Source organism: Streptomyces sp. NPDC051133, from assembly GCF_040682635.1.
Lineage (GTDB): Bacteria > Actinomycetota > Actinomycetes > Streptomycetales > Streptomycetaceae > Streptomyces.
The window spans coordinates 36,745-52,535 of record NZ_JBFBBK010000057.1 but is presented as its reverse complement, the minus strand read 5'-3'; the positions used below and the strand labels follow the sequence as shown (position 1 = coordinate 52,535).

The following is a 15,791-nucleotide window of genomic DNA, read 5'->3' as shown; positions in this document are numbered from 1 at the left end:
AAAAAAACCCACCCCCGGGGGGCCCACCCCCCCCCCCACCCCCCGCCGGGGGGGCCCCCCGGGGGGGGGCCCCCCCCCCCCCGCGCCCCCCGGCACCGGTGCGCTCCGGGGGGAGTGGCGGTCAGGCGGAGACCGTGCAGTCGAACGCGTGCAGATAGGGGTTGACCGGCCGGATCTCACCGACGGTCAGGCCCGCGTCGGTGAGCCGGCGGACCATGCTGTCGGTGGTGTGCTTGGCCCCGCCGACGTTCAGGAGCAGCAGCAGGTCCATCGCCGTGCTGAACCGCATCGACGGGGTGTCGTCGACGAGGTTCTCGATGACCACGACGCGGGTGCCGGGGCCGCCGGCCTCGACGACGTTGCGCAGCAGCCGGGTGGTGGACTCGTCGTCCCACTCCAGGATGTTCTTGATGACGTAGACGTCGGCCTCGACCGGGACGGCCTCGCGGATGTCGCCGGGCACGATGCGCGCGCGGTCCGCGAGATCGCCGCCCTCGCGCAGCCGCGGCACGGCGTTCTCCACCACCCGCGGCAGGTCGAGCAGGTAGCCCCGCATCGACGGGTACTTGTCCAGCAGGGACGCCACCACGTGCCCCTGTCCGCCGCCGAGGTCCGCGACCGACGAGGCGCCCGACAGGTCCAGCAGCGCGGCGACGTCGCGGGCCGACTGCTCGCTGGACGTCGTCATCGCGCGGTTGAAGACGTCGGCCGACTCCGGGGCGTCCTCGTTCAGGTAGACGAAGAACTCCTTGCCGTAGAGGTCCTCGACGACGTTCCGGCCGCTGCGCACCGCCTGGTCGAGACGCGGCCAGGCGTCCCAGGTCCACGGCTCGGTGCACCACAGGCAGATGTTGCGCAGGCTGTTCGGGTCGTCCTCGCGCAGCAGCCGGGACATCTCGGTGTGGGCGAAGGTGCCGTCGGGGCGCTCGGCGAAGACGCCGTAGCAGGCCAGGGCGCGCATCAGCCGGCGCAGCGGCTTCGGCTCGGTCCGCACCGCGGCGGCCAGCTCCTCCGCGGCCATGGGGACGTCCCCGAGGGCGTCGGCGACGCCCAGCCGGGCGGCGGCGCGGACGGCGGCGGCGCAGGCCGCCCCGAACACGAGCTCTCTCAGCCGCATCGACGGCGGAGGGGAGGGGGGCGCTCCCTGCTCGACGGGAGCCGAGAGCTCGGGGGATGCGGTCATGTGCCGCCTTCCTTCCTTGCGTGGATGGAGCTTTCGCGGGGTGGGGCGTGTGCGGGTGGGGCGTGTGCGGGGGTGGGGCTTTCGCGTGGGGGGTGCGGGTGTCCGCTCAGCACAGCCCCGCGGGCTTCGAGGCCCGGCAGGTGTTGTGGTCGAAGGTGTTGCCGCTCTTGGCGGTCTCCTGGTTCACGAGGTCCGCGGGGGAGTTGGCCGCCAGGCTGTTGCCGGTGACCCGGTTGCGCTCGCCGGACGCCCCCACGAAGCTCTTGAACAGGACGATGCCGCCGGACATCGGGGACTTGCCGGAGTGCCCGGTGACCACGTTCCGCGTCACCAGGGTCTTCTCGACGCCGGTCAGGACGATGCCGGAGCCCTGCAGGAAGGGCAGCCGGTCGGTCTTCGCGCAGTACTTGTTGTTGCGTACGACGCGGTTCTCGCTGACCGTCAGGGCACCCCCCTTCGGCTTGTTCTCGTCGCCGATGACGAACACGCCCGCGCAGTTGCCGGTGAGGTAGTTCCGGGTGACGGAGAGGTTCCGCAGCCGGCGGACGGTGATGCCGATGCGGTTGGCCTCCAGGTCGTTGCCCTCGATCACCGTGCCCCGGGTGTCCCGGGCGCCCTCCTCGGCCTTCACGTTGTTGGCGAGGAACAGGCCGGCGTCACCGCTGCCGCGGGCGACGTTGTGCTGGAAGAGACCGCGGGTGGAGTGCTCCTGGGCGATGCCCCACTGCCCGTTGTCGACGGCCGTGACCCGCCGTACGGTCAGCCGGTCGGTCCCCATCGACCACAGGCCGGTCCGCGGGAAGCCGGACACGGTCAGGTCGGAGACGGTGACGTCCTTCAGGGCCTTGTTCTTCGCCCCGACCACACAGACGCCGTTGCCTCCCTCCGCGCAGCTGACGGAGGCCTTGCGGGCACCGGGCGCGGATTTCTTCGTGGCCGACGCGGTGCTCGCCGCGGCCGCCGCGAGCTGCTTCGCGGTCGGCTTGATCACCGTACCGGGGCCCACGCCGCGCAGGGTCACCTCCGGTGTCTTCACCGTGACGCTCTCGTGGTACGTGCCGGCCAGCACGACCACCGTGTCGCCGGGCCGCGCGGCGTTCACCGCCTTCTGGATCGACTCGCCCGGGTGCACCAGGTGGATCCGGTGGGCGGCCGACGCGGGGCTGGTGGTGAGAAGGGCGCCGAGAAGCGCTGTGCCGCAAGCAAGGTACGTAATTTGGCGTTTTGTCACATTCGGAAGGTTAGGAGCGCATGAGCCGATTACCCGCCGGATACTCCGTTCGGCGGCGTGTCAGGGGGGAGTCCGCGCCCACCGGCGTCCCGGCGCCGCGGCGACGGCCGTCCCGGCTGCTAGCTTCGCGAGCTGTCGAGACGGCCCGGACGCGTTCCGGGGCGAGGGCACGGCGGTGAGCACCGCCGGGAACCGGAGGCGACGGTGACGGGTACGAGCGAGCATCCGGAGGGCCCCGGGGCCCCGCCGGTCGACCGCAGGAGCCTGCTGGCCTCGGCCGCGCTGGCCGCCGCCGCGCCGCTCCCGGCCGCGGCCCCCGCACCCGCCGACGCGCGCCCGCCCGCCGACGCGCGGCCGGCGGGCGGTCCGGCCGGGCCCGGAGACTGCCGATCCGTCGCGCGTCTGCTCGCCGTGCCCGAGGCCGGGCGGGGGATCGGCTGGCTCCAGGGGGCCCTGCAGGTCGCCGTGGCACTCGAACTGGCCACCATTCCGCCGTACCTGTGCGGCTGGTGGTCGATCAGGGACCGCCGCGGCGAGGCCGCCCGGCTGATCCGGCGCATCGTCGGCGACGAGATGTACCACCTGGGCGTCGTCTGCAACCTGCTCGTGGCCGTGGGCGGCCGGCCCCGGATCAGGCGGGCGGCACCCCACTACCCCGGTCCGCTGCCCGGCGGCGTGCGCCCCGGGGTGCACGTGTACCTCTCTGGGCTGACCAGGACCTTCGTGCACGACGTGATGATGGCGATCGAGGCCCCGGAGCACCCGCTCGCCCGCACGGAGCAGCAGGCGTACAGCATCGGCCGCTTCTACGGCCACCTGCTGACGGCGTTCCGCAGGACGGCGCCGCACCTCTCGACGCGGCATCAGCTGTCCGACCGCATCGGCGCCGACGTGCTGCGGCCGGTGCGGACCCTCGACGACGTCGAGCGGTCCATCGAGATCGTCAGGGAGCAGGGCGAGGGCACCGCGGCCTCCCCGGCCGACGCCTTCCAGGACGACCACCCGGCGCACTACTACGCCTTCGCCGAGATCTACCACGGGCGCAGGCTGCGCCGGACCGCCCACGGCTGGCACTTCACCGGCGCCGCCGTGCCCTTCCCCGACGCGCGCCCCATGGCCCGGGTCCCGTCCGGCGGCCGGCACCACGCGCCGGCCCACGTCCGGCGCCTGCTGGCCCAGTTCGACGGCACGTACCACGCGGTGCTGGACGCGCTCGACCGGGCCTGGTGGGGCGGCGGTCCGAGCGCCCTGGGCGCGGCCGTCCACGCGATGCACGGCATGGAAGGCCCGGCGGTGCAGCTGATGGAGACGAAGATCCCGGACGCCCCGGGCACGTACGGCCCGCAGTTCCGGCCCGTCTGACGGCGGGGGCGACCGAGGACAAGGGGCCCGGCACGCTCAGCGGCCGGGCCCCGACAGGACTTCTCAGCGGCCCTTCGGCATCCGCATCCCCTTGGGCATCGGACCCTTGGGAAGCGGCATGTTGCTCATCAGGTCGCCCAGCGCGCGCAGCCGGTCGTTGGTGGCCGTCACCTGCGGGCCGGTCAGCACGCGGGGGTACTTCAGCAGGGTGGTGCGCAGCTTCTTCAGCTCGACCTGGCCCTCGCCGTCGCCCACGATCACATCGTGCACCGGCACGTCCGCGACGATGCGGTTCATCTTCTTCTTCTCGGCGGCCAGCAGGCTCTTCACCCGGTTCGGGTTGCCCTCGGCGACCAGCACGATGCCGGCCTTGCCGACCGCCCGGTGCACCACGTCCTGGCTGCGGTTCATCGCCACCGCCGGAGTCGTCGTCCAGCCCCTGCCGATGTTGTCCAGTACGGCGGCGGCTGCGCCGGGCTGGCCCTCCATCTGGCCGAAGGCGGCCCGCTCGGCCCGGCGGCCGAACACGATCGCCATCGCCAGCAGGGCGATCAGCAGGCCGAAGATGCCCAGGTAGACCGGGTGGCCGATCAAGAAGCCGATCGCGAGGAAGACACCGAGGGTGCCGATGCCGACGGCCGCGAGTACAAGACCGATCTTCTTGTCGGCCTTGCGGGTCATCTTGTACGTGAGAGCGATCTGCTTCAGTCGCCCTGCGTTCGCGGCGTCCGCCGCGGGTTCCTTCCTCGCCATGTCACGAAGTCTACGTGGCCCGTGGAGTGCCGACGACGGCAGTGCCCGGGCGGGGAGGTGTCAGGAGCGGTCGGCGGCCTGCTCCAGGAAGTGCTGCGCCTCCACCCGGTCCTTGGCGCGACGGCGGTCCTCCAGGACCGAGGTCCAGGCATTGCGGCGGGCGGTGCGCTGACCGCCGCTCATGAGCAGGGACTCCACGGCACGGAGGGCGTCGGTGAAGGACGGGATGGCGGTGGCGCGTACGGGCGCGGCCTGCATGATCGAGGTCCCCCTCGGAGCGAGTGGTGAACGGGGCGTGATACGAGAGTCACTGATTGGTGTTACCAGGGCGTGTCCGAGCGGTCAAACGCCAATGAAACCTTGATACGGGGCAGTGAAATGCCGACGCGACCCTGACGTGTGCCCTCATCAGCGAGGACGGTCAGGACCGCGTCGTCTCGGCCATTACTGGCCGGTAATACCTTGTGCGTGAATTCACACGCTCGGCTCACACCGCCTGGGTGGCGATGTACTCACCACGCTTCTCGACGGCCATCCGGTACAGGCGCCCGGCGCGGTAGGAGGAGCGCACCAGCGGGCCGGACATCACGCCGGAGAAGCCGATCTGCTCGGCCTCCTCCTTCAGCTCCACGAACTCCTGCGGCTTCACCCAGCGCTCGACGGGGTGGTGCCGGACGGAGGGGCGCAGGTACTGGGTGATGGTGATCAGCTCGCAGCCGGCCTCGTGCAGCTGCTGCAGCGCCTCGCTGACCTCCTCGCGGGTCTCGCCCATGCCGAGGATCAGGTTGGACTTGGTCACCAGGCCGACGTCGCGGGCCTCGGTGATGACCTTCAGGGAGCGCTCGTAGCGGAAGCCGGGGCGGATCCGCTTGAAGATCCGCGGGACCGTCTCGACGTTGTGCGCGAAGACCTCGGGGCGGGCGGAGAAGACCTCGGCCAGCTGCTCGGGGACCGCGTTGAAGTCGGGGGCCAGCAGCTCGACCTTGGTCCGGCCGGCCTCGCGCTGCGCCGTCTGCGCATGGATCTGGCGCACGGTCTCGGCGTACAGCCAGGCGCCGCCGTCCTCCAGGTCGTCGCGGGCGACGCCGGTGATGGTGGCGTAGTTCAGGTCCATGGTGACCACGGACTCGCCCACGCGGCGCGGCTCGTCGCGGTCGAGCGCCTCGGGCTTGCCGGTGTCGATCTGGCAGAAGTCGCAGCGCCGGGTGCACTGGTCGCCGCCGATGAGGAAGGTCGCCTCGCGGTCCTCCCAGCACTCGTAGATGTTCGGGCAGCCGGCTTCCTGGCAGACCGTGTGCAGGCCCTCGCTCTTCACGAGGTTCTGCATCTTCGTGTACTCGGGGCCCATTTTCGCCCGGGTCTTGATCCACTCGGGCTTGCGCTCGATGGGGGTCTGGCTGTTGCGGACCTCCAGGCGCAGCATCTTGCGTCCGTCGGGTGCGACTGCGGACACGACCGGCTCCCTAAGCTTTGATTCCTCGGCGCACACCAGGGTACGCCCGTGTTCATTGCGCCCTGCCGGTGAGACCAACCCCATGGTCGCAGGGCGCATTCCCCGGAAGCCGGGCGGGTCAGGCGGTCGCCCGCTCGATCTCCCGCGGCTTCAGGTCCGCGTGGCCGAGGACGTCCACCAGGTGCTTCTCGGCGATCGGCAGCACCTCGTCGATGGTGACCTCGCGGCCGAGTTCGTGGGAGAGGGAGGTGACGCCCGCGTCGCGGATCCCGCACGGGATGATCTTGTCGAAGTTCGAGGTGTCGGGATTCACGTTCAGGGCGAAGCCGTGCATCGTGACGCCCTTGGCGACGCGGATGCCCATGGCGCAGATCTTGCGGTCCTCGCGGCGCTGGCCGGCGTTCGAGGGCGCGTACTCGGGGCCGTCGAGCCGGGGGTCGAACTCGGGATCGGTGGTGCGCGGGTCGAAGTCGAGGGTGAGGCCTCCGAGCGCGGGGCGCCGCTCGACCGGGTCGCCGAGCACCCAGACCCCGGCGCGGCCCTCGACCCGGGAGGTCTCGATGCCGAAGTCGGCGCACACCCGGATCATCGCGTCCTCCAGGCGCCGCAGATGCGCGACCACGTCCACCGGGCGCGGGAGCTTCTGGATCGGGTAACCCACCAGCTGGCCCGGGCCGTGCCAGGTGATCTTGCCGCCGCGGTCCACGTCGACGACGGGGGTGCCGTCCAGCGGGCGCTCGCTGTCCTCGGTGCGCCGGCCGGCCGTGTACACCGGCGGGTGCTCCAGGAGGAGCACGGTGTCCGGGACCTCGTCGGCGAACCGGGCCGCGTGCACCCGGCGCTGCTCGTCCCAGGCCTGCTGGTACTCGACGGCATCCGCACCGAAACCCATGCGGACGAACCGCAACTCACTCACGGCAAGCGCCTCCCTCGCGATGTCAGGCTCGTAACGCGCCCACGCCACTGTACGTCCGCCCGGAGTACGTCAGCCGTGCGGGCGTTTCTGACACGATCGGATGAATGCAGAGAGAACGGTGTGATCGCATGCTCACTCTCCGCTACATTCACGCCGTTCGTGAGTCCATATGGGCTGCTCAAAGGCAATCCGGGCACTTCAGAGGCCCGAAAGGCAGGAGACCGCACCGCAGATGACGGACCGACCCGCGCAGCGCACCCCCAACCGCCAGCTCGCCGCGCTCATCGCAGAGGCGGGGTTCTCCAACGCGGGTCTGGCTCGTCGCGTCGACCAGCTCGGTCTGGAGCACGGGCTGGACCTCAGATACGACAAGACCTCCGTCACCCGCTGGCTGCGCGGTCAGCAGCCGCGCGGGACGACCCCCGCCCTCATCGCCGAGGTCTTCACCCGCCGGCTCGGCCGCCGCCTCACCGCCCAGGACCTCGGTCTGGACGCCTGCGCCCCGGTGTACGCCGGGCTGGAGTTCGCGGCCACCCCGGAGGAGGCCGTCGACATCGTCAGCGGCCTGTGGCGCAAGGACTCCGGCAGTCACGCCGAGCTGCGCAAGATCGCCTTCACCCCGGCGGGGCTCGTCGTGCCCAGCCGGGACTGGCTGATCGGCAAGCCCGACGACCGGGTCGCCCGCGAACCGGTGGCCCGGGTGCCCGCGCAGGTCCGCCCCGCCGCGGTCAAGTCCCTCCTGCCGCCGCGGATCCGCGGACAGGCCGAGCGCGCCCTCGGCCACAAGGTCACCGGCGGGGACATCGCCGCGCTGCGCTCGGTGGGCGAGCTGTTCCGCACCCTCGACGACCGGTTCGGCGGCGGCCACGCCCGGCAGGCCCTCGTGCGCTACCTGGAGCACGAGTGCGAGCCGATGCTCCGGGGCGCGTACGACGAGCAGACCGGCCGCCGCCTGTTCGCCGCGGCGGCGGACCTGACCCGGCTCGCGGGCTGGACGTCGTACGACATCGCCGCCCACGGTCTCGCCCAGCGCTACTTCGTGCAGGCCCTGCGGCTCACCCAGGCGGCCGGGGACCGGCCCTACGGCTCCTTCGTGCTGGTCACCATGAGCCGCCAGGCCGTCTACCTCGGGCACGGCAGGGAGGCCGTGCAGCTCGCCCGCGTCGCCCAGCAGGGGGTCGGCACCGGCGCGCCGCCGGTCGTGCAGGCGCTGCTGCACGCCGCCGAGGCGAGGGCGCACGGCGTGCTCGGCGAGGTGCGGGCGTGCACCGCGGCGCTGGTCCGGGCCGAGCGCGCCCTGGAGGCGGCCCGGCCCGGGGACGACGTGCCGCACTGGGCCAAGTTCTTCGACGAGGCCCAGCTCGCCGACGAGTTCGGGCACTGCCACCGGGATCTGCAGCAGTTCCGGGCGGCCGCGCAGCACGCCGAGCGCTCCCTCCAGCTCCGGGCGCCCTCCTACGCCCGCAGCCGCCTCTTCTGCCGGGTCGTCCTCGCCACGGCCCGTTTGGGCCTCGGCGAACTCGACCAGGCCTGCACGCTGGCCGCGGAGGCGGCGGGGCAGGCGGCGGAGATGCGCAGCGCCCGCGCGATCGAGTACGTCAGGGACTTCGAGCGGCGCCTGGAGCCGTACAAGGACGCGGCGCCGGTGCGGGGGTACCGGGAGAAGGTGGCGGCGCTGGGCTAGCCGGGGGGTGGCGCCTACGCCGCCCTCGGCAGTGCCGGCGCCGGATCCGCGCGGTGCATCGAGCCCGCCGCGCCCAGGTCGGCGACGATCGCCGCCGCCGCCCGGTGGGCCGAGTGCAGGGCGCCCTGGACCGTGCTGGTGTCCCGGTGGTCGCCGCACACGTACAGGCCGGCCAGCAGCCGTACCGGGCGGCGCAGATCGTGCGGCGGGCGCATCGCCGGTACCGCCTCCCGCGTGTGGTGCACGGCCAGCGTCTCCCAGCGGCGCGTCGAGGTGCCGTAGAGCCGCGAGAGGTGGATGCGGACGGCGGTGTCCACGCCCTCGGGCGGGGTGCCGAGCACCGTCGAGGCGATCAGCGTCCGCCCGGCCGGCGCCCGGCTCGGGTCGACGTTGCTGAGCACCGCCGTGTGCGCCACCGGTCCGCCGCGGTCGGCGTCCAGCAGCAGCGAGGCGCCGGTGGAGAAGGCCACCGTGGGGTCGTCGGTGGTGTGGTGGAGAACGGTCACCGGGTGGAAGTCGGGCACCCGCAGGCCCGGCAGCAGCTCCGCCGCGGCGCGCGCGTCGGTCGCCAGCAGCACCGCCCGGCAGCGGATCACCCCGTGCTCGGCGGTGGTCACCGCGGTCGTGGACACGGACGTCGCCCGCACCCCGGTGTGCACCGTCCCCGGCGGCAGCGCCCGGGCCAGCAGCTCCGGCAGCATGTCCGCACCGCCCTCCGGCACGCACAGCCGGCCGCTCGCGAAGGCGCGCAGCGCCAGGTCGGCGCACCGGCTGGACGTGCTCAGCTCCGGGTCGCACAGCAGCGCGGCCAGCAGCGGCCGCAGGAAGCCCTCGATGGTCCGCGCGGGTACTCCGCGCTGGGCCAGCGCTTGGCCCGCGGGCATCTCGGGGCGGGCCAGGATGCGGTCGACGGGGGTCGCGGCGATCCGGCCCAGGGCGGCGCCCAGCCGGGCCTGGTCGACCGCGCCGCCCACCGGCGCACCGGTCCGCGCGGGGCCGGCTGCCGCGCCCCGGGGGGCGCTCGCAAGGGCGCGCACCACATGGAGTGCGCCCCTTGCGCTCCTCCCGGCCGCCGGCGCGCCCGCGCGGTGCCTGCGGCCGTCGCGGTGCAGCAGGACGCCCGGCGCGAAGGGGCGCAGCGCCAGGGAGTCCAGGCCGGGGGTGAGGCGGAGTTCCGGGTAGGCGGTGGACAGCAGCTGTCCGATGCGGTCGAGTCGGAAGCCGTCGATCTTCTCGGTCGACATGCGGCCGCCGACGCACGGTGCGGCCTCCAGGACCGCGGTCGTTATTCCTGCGCCGGTCAGCCGGTGAGCCGCCGAGAGGCCGGCGGTTCCGGCTCCCACGATGACGACGTCCACCTGGTACGCGGGCTCAAGCACGGGGCCCCTCCTGTGGTTGCGCGGCCGGTGGAGACGTCATGCCCCCAACTGGCTCCAGCGATACCCGAGTTCGGCTCGAGGGTAAGGCCGTGATCGGTCACAAACAGTCGCGCATCGACAGGGCACGGTCGCATGGAGGTCGCATACGGTCACAAGAGGTCGCAGGGGGCCACAGGAGGCCGCAGGCACCGCTGGAGTCCGTCAGGCCGCCCGGATGGCCTCCTCGATGCCCGGGAACGCGAACCGGAACCCCGACGCCAACAGCCGTTTCGGGAGCACCCGCTGGCTGCCCAGCACGTCACCGGCCAGCTCGCCCAGCGCCGCCCGCAGCACCTGTGCCGGAACCGCGAAGGGGGCCGGGCGATGCAGCACACGGGCCATCGCCGCCGTGATCTCACGGTTCGTCAGCGGCTGCGGGGCCGTCAGATTGAACGGTCCCGACAGGGTGGCGTCGTCGATGAGATGCCGGATCGCCGCGACCTCGTCGGCCAGCGCGATGTACGACCAGTACTGCCGCCCGTCGCCCAGCCGCCCCCCGAGCCCCGCCCGGAACAGCGGGAACAGCCGGCCCCAGGCCCCGCCGCCCCGGGCCACCACCAGCCCCGTGCGCACGAACACCGTCCGCACGCCCGCCTCCTGAGCGGGCGCCGCCGCCTCCTCCCACTCCACGCACAGCGAGGGCAGGAAACCGTCGCCCGGCGGGGCGTCCTCGTCCACCGCCCGGTCGCCGGTGTCGCCGTAGATACCGATCGCGCTGCCGCTGACGAACACCCGCGGCGGCTCGGGCAGCGCGGCCACCGACTCCGCCAGCGCCGCCGTGCCCAGCACCCGGCTGTCCCGGATCAGCCGCTTGTACGACGGCGTCCACCGCCGGTCGCCGATCCCCGCCCCGGCCAGATCGACCACCGCGTCGCAGCCGATCAGCCCGGCCGCGTCCACGTACTGTCCCTCGGGATCCCAGCAGACCTCGCCCGGGCCTGCCGCCGCCCTGCGGACCAGCCGTACGACCTCGTGCCCGTCCGCGGTCAGGGACCGCACCAGGGCGCTGCCGATGAGACCGGACGCGCCGGCCACCGCGATGCGTGAACGTTCCATGGGCCCAGCATGACGCCCCGGTGGGCGCAAAACCCGGTGAGAAGCGTTTCCGGCCCGCCGTAGGGTGATCGCCATGCCCGAGCCGTACATACGCATCGCCCTGGCCGACGACGACGAGGAGCTGGCCCTCCTCGACCGGGCCGTCTGGTCCACACTGCACGCCGTGCAGCCCGCGCCGCAGCCGCCGTACCAGCCGTTCTTCGACGAACGCCATGCCCCGCGCGACTACCTGGTCGCCGAGCTCGACGGGCGCGTCGTCGGCTACGTCCGCCTCGCCCGCCCCACCCCGCTCGCCGCGAACGCGCACGTGCTGCAGATCCAGGGCTTCGCCGTGGCGGAGGAGGCCCGCGGGCGGGGCATCGGGCGCGCGCTGATTCGGGCCGCCGTACGGGAGGCGCGTGAGCGCGGGGCGCGCCGCCTCACCCTGCGCGTGCTCGGGCACAACACCCCGGCCCGCACGCTCTACGCCTCCGAGGGCTTCGCCGTCGAGGGGGTGCTCCCCGGGGAGTTCCTCCTCGACGGCCGCTACGTCGACGACGTGTGCATGGGCCGCGGTCTGTGATGTCGCGGTCGGTGATGTCGCGGTCGGTGATGTCGCGGTCCGTGACCCCTGGGACCCCTAGGAGCTGACCAGATGGCCCGTGTCCACCCGCGCGGTGGACAGGGCCGCGTGCTGTGCGTCGGCCGCCACCTCGGACGCCGTCAGCACGTACCCCGTCTCGGCGTCCGAGGTGGAGCGGGCGAAGACCACCCCGAACACCCGGCCGTCGGAGGTGAGCAGCGGGCCGCCGGAGTTGCCCGGCCGGACCGTGGAGCGGATCGAGTAGATCTGCCGGGTGACCGCGCGGTCGTTGTAGATGTTCTGGCCGGTCGCCTCCACCCGGCTCGCGACCGTCGCCGCCTGCAGATTCAGGTTCCCGTCCTGCGGATAGCCCGCCACCACCGCGGAGTCCCCGCGCACGGCACCGGTGTCGAAGCGCAGCACCGGAGCGCGCAGCGCCGGCACGTACAGCACCGCCACGTCCCGGTCCGGGTCGAAGAGCACCACCCGCGCCGCGTACGACCGCCCGACGCCGCCCACCCGTACGCTCGGGTGGTCGATGCCCGCCACCACGTGGGCGTTGGTCATCACGTGCCGCGCCGCGTACACGAAGCCGCTGCCCTCCCGGCCCTCGCTGCCCGCGCTGCCCTCGATCTTCACCGTGCTCGTCTTGGCGGCGTGCGACGCGGCGGGCGTCACGCTGTCGCCGGTGGGCCGGGGCACCTGGGCCGTCGACTCGTTCTCGAACGGGTTGAAGACCTGCGGGAAACCCGCCTCCGTCAGCGCCGACGTGGCCCGCGAGAACCAGGCGGGCGTCGTGTCCGGCATCACCCGCTGCACCGCGCCCAGCAGCGTCGAGTTCCGTATCGCCGTGGTCAGCGTCTGCGCCGGCGCCGCGGCCAGCACGCTCGCCGCCACCCAGGCCACGATCAGCACCGCCACCGAGTTCGCCACCGCGCCCCCGACGCCGTCCGCCACCCGCAGCGGACCCCGGTCCAGCTCCCCGCGCACCCGCAGCGCCAGCCGGCCCGCCAGCTCGTGTCCCACCACGCCGGGCACCAGCACCGTCAGCACCGCGAGGACCGCCGCCGCGGGCGTACCCCGCGCCGCCAGGCCCGTCACCCACGGCAGCGCCCACACGCCGACGACGGCGCCGCCGACGAACCCGGCCAGCGAGACACAGCCGGCCACCAGCCCACGCCGGTAACCGGACGCCGCGTAGCCGAGCATCACCAGCACGAGCACCAGGTCGAGCAGGTCCACGGAGCCGCCTTTCTCTCGGACCCCTCAGTACGGACGGGACGGGCCCCTTGATCAGTCACCCACACGCGAGCGGCCACCCGGGCGGCGAACCGGCCACGTACGTGTGTACCACCAGAAACGACCCGGACCAGGATGATGGTTCCACCAGGTGGCACAACGCACATCGCGGGCGGGATGCGGCGACCCCAGAGTGGGGTCATGCGCGTCGTCCGAAGAACGCCGGGAGCCCGGACACCCGGCCTCGTGCTGGTGCTGCTCGGCTGTCTGCCCGGCCTGCCGGCCGTCGTCGCGCTCGCCCTGTGGGCCCGCGGGGCCGAGCGCCCCGTCTCGGCCCACCTCCACCACTCCGCCGAGGCGCGGCCCGTGGCCGTCCACCGTGCCACCCGGCCCCCCATCGTGCCCCGCTCCGCCTGGCTGGGCCCCACCCCCGGCCCCGGCCGGCCGCCGCCCCGCTACGACGACAAGGTGGTCGCCGTCTTCGTGCACCACACCGACTCGCCGGGCGGCTACGCCTGCGCCGACGCGCCCCGCCTCATCCGGCACCTGTACGCCGGCCAGACCGGCGCCCGCCGCTGGGACGACATCGGCTACAACTTCCTCGTCGACCGCTGCGGCACCATCTACGAGGGCCGTGCCGGAGGCGTCGACCGGCCCGTCACCGGCGCCCACGCCCAGGGCTTCAACCACCGCACCACCGGCATCGCCGCCCTCGGCACCTTCACCGCCGGCGTCCCCGTGCCCCGGGCCATGACCGACGCGATCGCCGCCCTCGTCGCCTGGAAACTCGGCATGGCCGACATCGATCCGCGCGAGCGCGTACGCCTGGTCTCCAGCAACAGCCTCAGCCGCTACCAGGCCGGCACCGCCGCCACCCTGCCCGCGGTGGCCGGCCACGACGACGGCTTCCGGACCGACTGCCCCGGCGCGGCCCTCACCGCCCTCCTCCCCGAGATCCGGCAGAAGGCCGCCCGGCTGCAGGGCCGGTTCGCGCCGCCCGCGTCCACAGGCAGGCCATAACCCGCACGCAGCCCGCTCCGAGCCCCGCGCCCTACGGTCGGGCACATCACAAGCCGACCGGAGGTGGGGACCATGCACAGCAGTCGTACGGCAGCCGCGCGGCGGAGCGGGCGGCCCCGGACCGGACGCGGCCCCTGGGCGGTGGTCTGCGCCGCCGTGACCGTCGTCCTCGGCCCGGCCGCGGTCACCGCGTCCGCCCTCGACCAGGCCAACGCCGCCCCGCTGCACCACGCGGTGAAGGCCGGGCCGACCCGCGCGTATCCGCCGGCCGGCCCCGGGCGCGGGCGCACCGCCGGGTGACCGGGGCCCGGGGCCGGCTACTCCCGGAAGCGGTCCCACAACTGCGGATACCGTTCGGCGAGCGCCCGCTCGTTCTCGAAGTCGACCGGCCTGCCCTCCGGCTCGGCGGGCGCCGGTGCGATGCCCAGGTCGGGGGCGACCGTACCCGTCAGCTGCTCGTAGGCCTCGTCCGCCGCGTACCCCAGCTCCTCGCCGTCGCCGTCGACCTCCTCGTCGAAGTCGCCCAGCAGCCCGGCCAGCGCGTCCGGATCGTGCAGCGCGCCCTCGAACACCTCCCGGCCCTGGCCGATCAGCCAGCACCGGAAGAAGTCGAACGCGTCGTCGCTCGCCCCGTCCAGCAGCACCCAGGCGGCGCCCCACAGGTCCCAGCGGTAGGCGCGGTTGTAGCGGGCCTCGAAGTGACGGGCGAAGTCCAGGACCAGCTCGGGGTCCATCCGCAGCAGCCGCTCCACCAGCAGGTCGGCCTGCTCCTCGGGGTCGCCCTCGGCGGCTTCGCGGCTGGCGTCGATCAGCTCCCAGAACTCCGTCTCGTCCATCACGGCTCCAGCATCGGGCTTTCACCGGTGGGGCGCACGTGGAGCGGGGCGGAGTGCTGCGGATCGTTATCCGGCGTCCGTGCGCCCGTACAGCGCGGCGAGCCGGGCCGCGTCCCCCGCCAACCGCTCCCGCAGCCCGGCCGGTGCCAGCACCTCCGCCTCGGGGCCCAGCGCGGTCAGCTGGGCGTGCGCGACCTCCTCGGACTCCACCGGCACGGTCACCGTCACCCACCCCTCGCCGTCCGGTTCCGGCGCGCCGGCCAGCGCCTCCCGCGCGGCGAGCGGATCGACGGCGTACGGCAGCCTGCGCACGCCCTGCGGGGACAGCCGTACGACGGCCTCGGCCCGCAGGAGCGAGCGGGCGAACCGCTCGGCCTGCCCGGCCCAGTGGCCGGGGAGATCGAAGCCGGGATCACGGTCGAAGTGCTCGTCCAGGGCGTCCACCGCCTCGAACCGGTCGATCCGGTACGTCCGGAACGAGCCGTCGGCCGCCACCCGGGCGCACAGGTACCAGACCCCGGCCTTCAGCACGAGCCCGTACGGCTCCAGCGTCCGCTCCACCTCGCCGTCCGCGCGCCGGTAGCGGACCCGGACGCGCCGGTCGTCCCACACCGCCTCGGCCACCGCCGGCAGCAGCGGTGGTGTCTCCGGCTCCCGGAACCAGGCGGGCGCGTCCAGATGGAAGCGCCCGGCCGCGCTGTCCGGGGCGTCCCGCAGGGAGGGCAGCAGCGCGGCCGCCACCTTCAGCCGGGCGGCCGAGGCGGCGTCCTCGAGCCCCATCTCCCTCAGCGCCCCCGGCACCCCGCTCAGGAACAGCGCCTCGGCCTCGTTCCGGGCCAGCCCCGTCAGCCGCGTCCGGTACCCGCCGACCAGCCGGTACCCGCCGGCCCGCCCCCGGTCGGCGTACACCGGCACCCCCGCCTCCGACAGCGCCTGCGCGTCCCGCGTCACGGTCCGCTCCGACACCTCCAGCTCCCGCGCGAGCTCACCGGCGGTCATGGACGGCCGGGACTGCAGAAGGAGCACCATCTTGATGAGGCGGGCGGCACGCATGCGCCCATGATGCCGGGAGCCACTG

16 protein-coding genes are annotated in these 15,791 nt (G+C 73.7%); 5 read left to right on the top strand and 11 right to left on the bottom strand.

Annotation, left to right across the window (positions count from 1 at the left end):
- Positions 1-121 precede the first annotated feature (121 nt).
- Together AB0N17_RS37885 and AB0N17_RS37880 are read right to left on the bottom strand one after the other, a co-directional pair.
- Entirely contained in the window at positions 122-1,183 is a 1,062-nt protein-coding gene (locus AB0N17_RS37885; protein ID WP_366016205.1) for a methyltransferase, read from the bottom strand.
- Positions 1,184-1,289: 106 nt separating this feature from the next.
- A complete protein-coding gene (locus AB0N17_RS37880) occupies positions 1,290-2,414 on the bottom strand; it encodes a right-handed parallel beta-helix repeat-containing protein (protein ID WP_366016204.1) in 1,125 nt (374 codons plus the stop codon).
- Positions 2,415-2,618: 204 nt separating this feature from the next.
- On the opposite strand from AB0N17_RS37880, the gene AB0N17_RS37875 reads away from it, so the two are divergent.
- Complete coding sequence (locus tag AB0N17_RS37875; protein ID WP_366016203.1) at positions 2,619-3,776, top strand: ferritin-like protein; 1,158 nt, start codon at positions 2,619-2,621, stop codon at positions 3,774-3,776.
- Positions 3,777-3,839: 63 nt separating this feature from the next.
- Here AB0N17_RS37875 and AB0N17_RS37870 read toward each other — a convergent pair whose 3' ends face one another.
- The 4 genes from AB0N17_RS37870 to lipB all read right to left on the bottom strand — a co-directional run bounded on the left by AB0N17_RS37870 (position 3,840) and on the right by lipB (position 6,898).
- Positions 3,840-4,529, bottom strand: coding sequence for a DUF4191 domain-containing protein (locus AB0N17_RS37870; protein WP_366016202.1), 690 nt, complete (start codon positions 4,527-4,529; stop codon positions 3,840-3,842).
- A 60-nt stretch (positions 4,530-4,589) separates the two neighbouring features.
- Positions 4,590-4,787 (bottom strand): hypothetical protein, encoded by a 198-nt coding sequence (locus tag AB0N17_RS37865; RefSeq protein ID WP_366016201.1) that lies wholly within the window; start codon positions 4,785-4,787, stop codon positions 4,590-4,592.
- A gap of 229 nt (positions 4,788-5,016) precedes the next feature.
- Complete coding sequence (gene lipA, locus AB0N17_RS37860) at positions 5,017-5,982, bottom strand: lipoyl synthase (protein WP_366016200.1); 966 nt, start codon at positions 5,980-5,982, stop codon at positions 5,017-5,019.
- Between the two features lie 118 nt (positions 5,983-6,100).
- On the bottom strand, positions 6,101-6,898 hold the full coding sequence (gene lipB, locus AB0N17_RS37855) for a lipoyl(octanoyl) transferase LipB (protein ID WP_366016199.1): 798 nt from the start codon (positions 6,896-6,898) through the stop codon (positions 6,101-6,103).
- A gap of 232 nt (positions 6,899-7,130) precedes the next feature.
- Between lipB and AB0N17_RS37850 the strand changes: the two genes are divergently transcribed.
- Entirely contained in the window at positions 7,131-8,582 is a 1,452-nt protein-coding gene (locus AB0N17_RS37850; RefSeq protein WP_366016198.1) for a regulator, read from the top strand.
- A gap of 14 nt (positions 8,583-8,596) precedes the next feature.
- On the opposite strand, the gene AB0N17_RS37845 is transcribed toward AB0N17_RS37850, so the two are convergent.
- Complete coding sequence (locus tag AB0N17_RS37845; RefSeq protein ID WP_366016197.1) at positions 8,597-9,961, bottom strand: NAD(P)/FAD-dependent oxidoreductase; 1,365 nt, start codon at positions 9,959-9,961, stop codon at positions 8,597-8,599.
- Between the two features lie 201 nt (positions 9,962-10,162).
- The gene (locus AB0N17_RS37840) at positions 10,163-11,056 is read right to left on the bottom strand and encodes a TIGR01777 family oxidoreductase (protein WP_366016196.1); all 894 of its coding nucleotides are present in this window, start codon (positions 11,054-11,056) and stop codon (positions 10,163-10,165) included.
- 73 nt (positions 11,057-11,129) lie between these two features.
- Between AB0N17_RS37840 and AB0N17_RS37835 the strand changes: the two genes are divergently transcribed.
- Positions 11,130-11,618: a GNAT family N-acetyltransferase gene (locus AB0N17_RS37835; protein WP_366016195.1), complete on the top strand. Its 489-nt coding sequence runs from the start codon at positions 11,130-11,132 to the stop codon at positions 11,616-11,618.
- A 57-nt stretch (positions 11,619-11,675) separates the two neighbouring features.
- Here the strand turns inward: AB0N17_RS37835 and AB0N17_RS37830 are convergent, their stop codons facing one another.
- Positions 11,676-12,860 (bottom strand): MarP family serine protease, encoded by a 1,185-nt coding sequence (locus AB0N17_RS37830; protein ID WP_366016194.1) that lies wholly within the window; start codon positions 12,858-12,860, stop codon positions 11,676-11,678.
- A 198-nt stretch (positions 12,861-13,058) separates the two neighbouring features.
- Here AB0N17_RS37830 and AB0N17_RS37825 point away from each other — a divergent pair, with 198 nt between their 5' ends.
- The gene (locus tag AB0N17_RS37825; RefSeq protein WP_366016193.1) at positions 13,059-13,877 is read left to right on the top strand and encodes a peptidoglycan recognition protein; all 819 of its coding nucleotides are present in this window, start codon (positions 13,059-13,061) and stop codon (positions 13,875-13,877) included.
- Positions 13,878-13,949: 72 nt separating this feature from the next.
- The gene (locus tag AB0N17_RS37820; protein ID WP_366016192.1) at positions 13,950-14,177 is read left to right on the top strand and encodes a hypothetical protein; all 228 of its coding nucleotides are present in this window, start codon (positions 13,950-13,952) and stop codon (positions 14,175-14,177) included.
- 17 nt (positions 14,178-14,194) lie between these two features.
- Here the strand turns inward: AB0N17_RS37820 and AB0N17_RS37815 are convergent, their stop codons facing one another.
- Positions 14,195-14,713 (bottom strand): DUF4240 domain-containing protein, encoded by a 519-nt coding sequence (locus AB0N17_RS37815; protein ID WP_366016191.1) that lies wholly within the window; start codon positions 14,711-14,713, stop codon positions 14,195-14,197.
- Between the two features lie 66 nt (positions 14,714-14,779).
- Complete coding sequence (locus AB0N17_RS37810) at positions 14,780-15,766, bottom strand: WYL domain-containing protein (RefSeq protein ID WP_366016190.1); 987 nt, start codon at positions 15,764-15,766, stop codon at positions 14,780-14,782.
- Positions 15,767-15,791 lie beyond the last annotated feature (25 nt).

Excerpts from the sequence above, each read along its gene's own strand:
- AB0N17_RS37885 (WP_366016205.1), bottom strand. The coding sequence starts at position 1,183 with ATGACCGCATCCCCCGAGCTCTCGGCTCCCGTCGAGCAGGGAGCGCCC.
- AB0N17_RS37870 (WP_366016202.1), bottom strand. The coding sequence starts at position 4,529 with ATGGCGAGGAAGGAACCCGCGGCGGACGCCGCGAACGCAGGGCGACTG.
- AB0N17_RS37865 (WP_366016201.1), bottom strand. The coding sequence starts at position 4,787 with ATGCAGGCCGCGCCCGTACGCGCCACCGCCATCCCGTCCTTCACCGAC.
- AB0N17_RS37850 (WP_366016198.1), top strand. The coding sequence starts at position 7,131 with ATGACGGACCGACCCGCGCAGCGCACCCCCAACCGCCAGCTCGCCGCG.
- AB0N17_RS37840 (WP_366016196.1), bottom strand. The coding sequence starts at position 11,056 with ATGGAACGTTCACGCATCGCGGTGGCCGGCGCGTCCGGTCTCATCGGC.
- AB0N17_RS37835 (WP_366016195.1), top strand. The coding sequence starts at position 11,130 with ATGCCCGAGCCGTACATACGCATCGCCCTGGCCGACGACGACGAGGAG.
- AB0N17_RS37825 (WP_366016193.1), top strand. The coding sequence starts at position 13,059 with ATGCGCGTCGTCCGAAGAACGCCGGGAGCCCGGACACCCGGCCTCGTG.
- AB0N17_RS37820 (WP_366016192.1), top strand. The coding sequence starts at position 13,950 with ATGCACAGCAGTCGTACGGCAGCCGCGCGGCGGAGCGGGCGGCCCCGG.
- AB0N17_RS37815 (WP_366016191.1), bottom strand. The coding sequence starts at position 14,713 with ATGGACGAGACGGAGTTCTGGGAGCTGATCGACGCCAGCCGCGAAGCC.
- AB0N17_RS37810 (WP_366016190.1), bottom strand. The coding sequence starts at position 15,766 with ATGCGTGCCGCCCGCCTCATCAAGATGGTGCTCCTTCTGCAGTCCCGG.